The organism is Corynebacterium sp. KPL4015, assembly GCF_040225725.1.
Taxonomy (GTDB): Bacteria; Actinomycetota; Actinomycetes; order Mycobacteriales; family Mycobacteriaceae; genus Corynebacterium; species Corynebacterium rhinophilum.
Window position 1 is genome coordinate 1 of the sequence record NZ_JBEHGF010000046.1, and the last position, 5,780, is coordinate 5,780.

A 5,780-nucleotide genomic window follows, 5' to 3' on the forward strand; every position below is an offset into this window, starting at 1 on the left:
TTTGTTGTTTGGTGTCGGCGGTGACTTACTCTCCCACAACCTCCCGGTTGCAGTACCATCAGCGTGTACAGGCTTAGCTTCCGGGTTCGGAATGGGACCGGGCGTTTCCCTGTAGCTATTAACCACCGACAAACCTATCAGAACACTACCCACCAAGTTGTGTGGGTGTTGTGTCAGATACTGCATAGTGGACGCGACACACAGAATGTGTACATTTTGTTTGTTTACTCGCTAAACAAGAACACTCTTCAACTTCCCTTAAACCACATGGTGTTCGGGGGTTATTTGTGGTGTGTTTGTTTTGGTCAATTAGTACCAGTAGCCTTCACACCTTACAGTGCTTCCAAGTCTGGCCTATCTACCCCATAGTCTTTAGGGGACCTCAAAAGAAACCTCATCTTAAAACAGGCTTCCCGCTTAGATGCTTTCAGCGGTTATCCCTTCCGTACGTAGCCAACCAGCACTACCCCTGGCGGGATAACTGGCACACTAGAGGTACGTCCGTCCCGGTCCTCTCGTACTAGGGACAGCCTTCTTCAAGTTTCAACGCGCGCGGCGGATAGAGACCGAACTGTCTCACGACGTTCTGAACCCAGCTCGCGTGCCGCTTTAATGGGCGAACAGCCCAACCCTTGGGACCTACTCCAGCCCCAGGATGCGACGAGCCGACATCGAGGTGCCAAACCATCCCGTCGATATGGACTCTTGGGGAAGATCAGCCTGTTATCCCCGGGGTACCTTTTATCCGTTGAGCGACACCACATCCACAAGTAGGTGCCGGATCACTAGTCCCGACTTTCGTCCCTGCTCGACATGTCTGTCTCACAGTCAAGCCCCCTTGTGCACTTACACTCACCACCTGATTGCCAACCAGGCTGAGGGAACCTTTGGGCGCCTCCGTTACATTTTGGGAGGCAACCGCCCCAGTTAAACTACCCACCAGGCACTGTCCCCAACCCAGATCATGGGCCAAGGTTAGATGCTCAATCCGATCAGAGTGGTATTTCAACAACGACTCCACCACCACTAGCGTGATGATTTCACAGTCTCCCACCTATCCTACACAAACCGAACCAAACACCAATACCAAGCTATAGTGAAGGTCCCGGGGTCTTTTCGTCCTGCCGCGCGTAACGAGCATCTTTACTCGTAATGCAATTTCACCGGGCCTGTGGTCGAGACAGCAGAGAAGTCGTTACGCCATTCGTGCAGGTCGGAACTTACCCGACAAGGAATTTCGCTACCTTAGGATGGTTATAGTTACCACCGCCGTTTACTGGGGCTTAAATTCTCAGCTTCGCAACCAAAAAAGTTACTAACCGGTCCTCTTAACCTTCCAGCACCGGGCAGGCGTCAGTCCATATACATCAACTTAACGTCTTCGCATGGACCTGTGTTTTTGATAAACAGTCGCTTCCCTCTATTCTCTGCGACCCCACAACACTCCAGCAGTAAATGCCTTCACGTCACAGGGCCCCCCTTCTCCCGAAGTTACGGGGGCATTTTGCCGAATTCCTTAACCACAGTTCACCCGAACGCCTTAGTATCTTCAACCTGACCACCTGTGTCGGTTTAGGGTACGGGCCATACACGCACTCGCTAGAGGCTTTTCTCGACAGTACAGGATCGCCACCATCAACCCGCTTAGGGTCTACGCATCACGCCTCAACCTTAATGTGTAGCGGATTTACCTACCACACGGCCTACACGCTTACACCACCAATCCAATAAGTGGCGCGGCTACCTCACTGCGTCACCCCATCACTTGAACCACACATCAGGCCCCACGACATCAACACCACCAACACTCAAAGAATGCTAGGTAGCGTATCCGCAGTGGTTAGTATCAGTGCTTCATCATGGGCGCACATGTACGGGTACCAGAATATCAACTGGTTATCCATCGACTACGCCTGTCGGCCTCGCCTTAGGTCCCGACTCACCCTGGGAAGACGAACTTGACCCAGGAACCCTTAGTCATCCGGCGGTAAGGATTCTCACCTTACAATTCGTTACTCATGCCTGCATTCTCACTCGCACACAGTCCACGCCTCCTCACGGTAACGCTTCCACCCATGCACGACGCTCCCCTACCCAAACAACAAAAAATTGTTGCTTGCCGCGGCTTCGGCGGTGTACTTGAGCCCCACTACATTGTCGGCGCAGAACCACTCGACCAGTGAGCTATTACGCACTCTTTCAAGGATGGCTGCTTCTAAGCCAACCTCCTGGCTGTCTTCGCGATCCCACATCCTTTTCCACTTAGTACACCCTTAGGGGCCTTAACCGGCGATCTGGGCTGTTTCCCTCTCGACTATGAAGCTTATCCCCCACAGTCTCACTGCCGCACAACACAATTGATGGCATTCGGAGTTTGGCTGACATTGCTAAGATTGTAGTCCCGCTCAACCAACCAGTCGCTCTACCTCCACCAAGCTAATGCGACGCTGCACCTAAATGCATTTCGGGGAGAACCAGCTATCACGGAGTTTGATTGGCCTTTCACCCCTACCCACAGCTCATCCCCGCAGTTTTCAACCTACGTGGGTTCGCGCCTCCACAACCTCTTACAGCTGCTTCACACTGGCCATGGGTAGATCACCCCGCTTCGGGTCCAGGACATGCCACTTATCACCCCATTAGGATTCGGTTTCCCTACGGCTACCCCACACGGGTTAACCTCGCGACATGCCGCTGACTCGCAGGCTCATTCTTCAAAAGGCACGCCATCACACAATAAAAAGTGCTCTGACGGATTGTAAGCACATGGTTTCAGGAACTATTTCACTCCCCTCCCGGGGTACTTTTCACCATTCCCTCACGGTACTATCCACTATCGGTCACACTGAGTATTTAGGCTTACCGGGTGGTCCCGGCAGATTCACAACAGATTCCACGAGCCCGTTGCTACTCGGGAACCCAACAACCCCCACATCATCATCTTCAGCTACAGGACTCTCACCTACTCCGGTAGGCCATTCCAAACCACTTCACCTAACAACAATGCACAAAGGGCGTGCCACTGGTAGATGACACACAATCAGGCCCCACAACACCGCACACACAACCCCTACCAGGTATCACATGCACACGGTTTAGCCTCATCCACGTTCGTTCGCCACTACTAGCAGAATCATTATTATTTTCTCCTCCTACGGGTACTGAGATGTTTCACTTCCCCGCGTAACCCCCACAACAGCTATGAATTCACTGAAGGGTAACCCCACATAACCAGGGCCAGGTTTCCCCATTCGGACATCCTCGGATCAACGCTTTATTGACAACTCCCCGAGGCTTAACGCAGCCTTACACGTCCTTCATCGGCTCAGCATGCCAAGGCATCCACCATGCGCCCTAAATAACGAACACACCAACCACCACACACAAACCACACAACACAAAAGTCACACAATCCGTATGCAGTGGCAACAAGTGAACTTGACAAAATAAACAAAAAAGAAAAATCACATCACACACACAAACACCACAAACACAACGTGTAAGTGGCATCATGCAGATGCTCGCGTCCACTATACAGTTCTCACACAACACCCCGAACCAGCAACAAACACCACCACACAAGATGATGCCCATCAACCAGTCAGGCACACACAAAAGGGGATAATGCCCCAGACACCCAACAATGCACCAACAACTTATTCACAAACTTATTTCTGTACTGCATGGACACTTTTACGCATGTCACAAAGCACTGTCTCAACACTCAGTACTGCTGATTAAGGTGTATGTCCTACCCGGAATTTCCAAATTCGGTGGCAGCAGAACACTCGCCTACTCAACCACCAACCCACCATAAACACGGCAGGCAACCCACAAACAGTGGGTATCTAGCTGCAACTGCAGCCCAATAAAAGCTCCTTAGAAAGGAGGTGATCCACCCGCACCTTCCGGTACGGGTACCTTGTTACGACTTCGTCCCAATCGCCGATCCCACCTTCGACGGCTCCCTAACACGTTTAGGCCACCGGCTTCGGGTGTTACCAACTTTCATGACGTGACGGGCGGTGTGTACAAGGCCCGGGAACGTATTCACCGCAGCATTGCTGATCTGCGATTACTAGCGACTCCGACTTCATGGGGTCGAGTTGCAGACCCCAATCCGAACTAAGGCCGGCTTTCAGCGATTCGCTCCACCTCACAGTGTCGCAGCGCGTTGTACCGACCATTGTAGCATGTGTGAAGCCCTGGACATAAGGGGCATGATGATTTGACGTCATCCCCACCTTCCTCCGAGTTAACCCCGGCAGTCTCTCATGAGTCCCCAACCAAATGCTGGCAACATAAGACAAGGGTTGCGCTCGTTGCGGGACTTAACCCAACATCTCACGACACGAGCTGACGACAACCATGCACCACCTGTACACCAACCACAAAGGGAAACTACATCTCTGCAGCGATCTGGTGTATGTCAAGCCCAGGTAAGGTTCTTCGCGTTGCATCGAATTAATCCACATGCTCCGCCGCTTGTGCGGGCCCCCGTCAATTCCTTTGAGTTTTAGCCTTGCGGCCGTACTCCCCAGGCGGGGCGCTTAATGCGTTAGCTACGGCACGAAAGTCGTAGAAAGACCCTCACACCTAGCGCCCACCGTTTACGGCATGGACTACCAGGGTATCTAATCCTGTTCGCTACCCATGCTTTCGCTCCTCAGCGTCAGTAACTGCCCAGTAACCTGCCTTCGCCATCGGTGTTCCTCCTGATATCTGCGCATTTCACCGCTACACCAGGAATTCCAGTTACCCCTACAGCACTCAAGTTATGCCCGTATCGCCTGCACGCCCGGAGTTAAGCCCCAGAATTTCACAGACGACGCGACAAACCACCTACGAGCCCTTTACGCCCAGTAATTCCGGACAACGCTCGCACCCTACGTATTACCGCGGCTGCTGGCACGTAGTTAGCCGGTGCTTCTTATCTAGGTACCGTCACAAAAAGCTTCGTCCCTAGCGAAAGGAGTTTACAACCCGAAGGCCTTCATCCCCCACGCGGCGTCGCTGCATCAGGCTTGCGCCCATTGTGCAATATTCCCCACTGCTGCCTCCCGTAGGAGTCTGGGCCGTATCTCAGTCCCAATGTGGCCGTACACCCTCTCAGGCCGGCTACCCGTCGCCGCCTTGGTAGGCCATTACCCCACCAACAAGCTGATAGGCCGCGAGCTCATCCTACACCGAAAAAACTTTCCAACCACCACACTAAAGATGGTTCCTATCCGGTATTAGACCCAGTTTCCCAAGCTTATCCCGAAGTGCAGGGCAGATCACCCACGTGTTACTCACCCGTTCGCCACTCGAGTACCCTGCAAGCAGGGCCTTTCCGTTCGACTTGCATGTGTTAAGCACGCCGCCAGCGTTCGTCCTGAGCCAGGATCAAACTCTCCACAAAAAGAAAAATTTCAGAACAAAAAATCCTGAAAAAGGCCGTGAAAAGCCCAAACCTAACCAAAAGAACAAACCACCACAAACCCACAAAAGCAGGCTCATGCTGGCGTCCAAAAATTACTACAAAGAAAAAATATACTGCCTCCCCAACCCGACGGGGCACAAAAAAGGGAGACAAAAAGTTGAACACAATCACATGCCAACCAATCCATCAATGCAGCCGAAACACTAAACAGTATTCAAAAAGATGCGTATTCCAACACCTTACCGGCACACACCAACCAACAAACCAACTCTAGGCTTGCCGGCCAACAGACCAATCAACACACAACCATGCACACAAAAATAAAAAATAAGTACATTGGCACACTATTGAGTTCTCA

At 52.1% G+C, this 5,780-nt stretch carries 3 rRNA genes; all 3 read right to left on the bottom strand.

Features of this window, described 5'->3' with window-relative positions:
• Positions 1-12 precede the first annotated feature (12 nt).
• Positions 13-130: ribosomal RNA gene (rrf, locus tag ABRP64_RS11420) — 5S ribosomal RNA — on the bottom strand.
• Positions 131-290: 160 nt separating this feature from the next.
• Positions 291-3,369, bottom strand: a 23S ribosomal RNA gene (locus ABRP64_RS11425).
• Between the two features lie 514 nt (positions 3,370-3,883).
• Positions 3,884-5,401: ribosomal RNA gene (locus tag ABRP64_RS11430) — 16S ribosomal RNA — on the bottom strand.
• Together the 16S, 23S and 5S rRNA genes form the textbook arrangement of a ribosomal RNA operon.
• Positions 5,402-5,780: the final 379 nt, after the last annotated feature.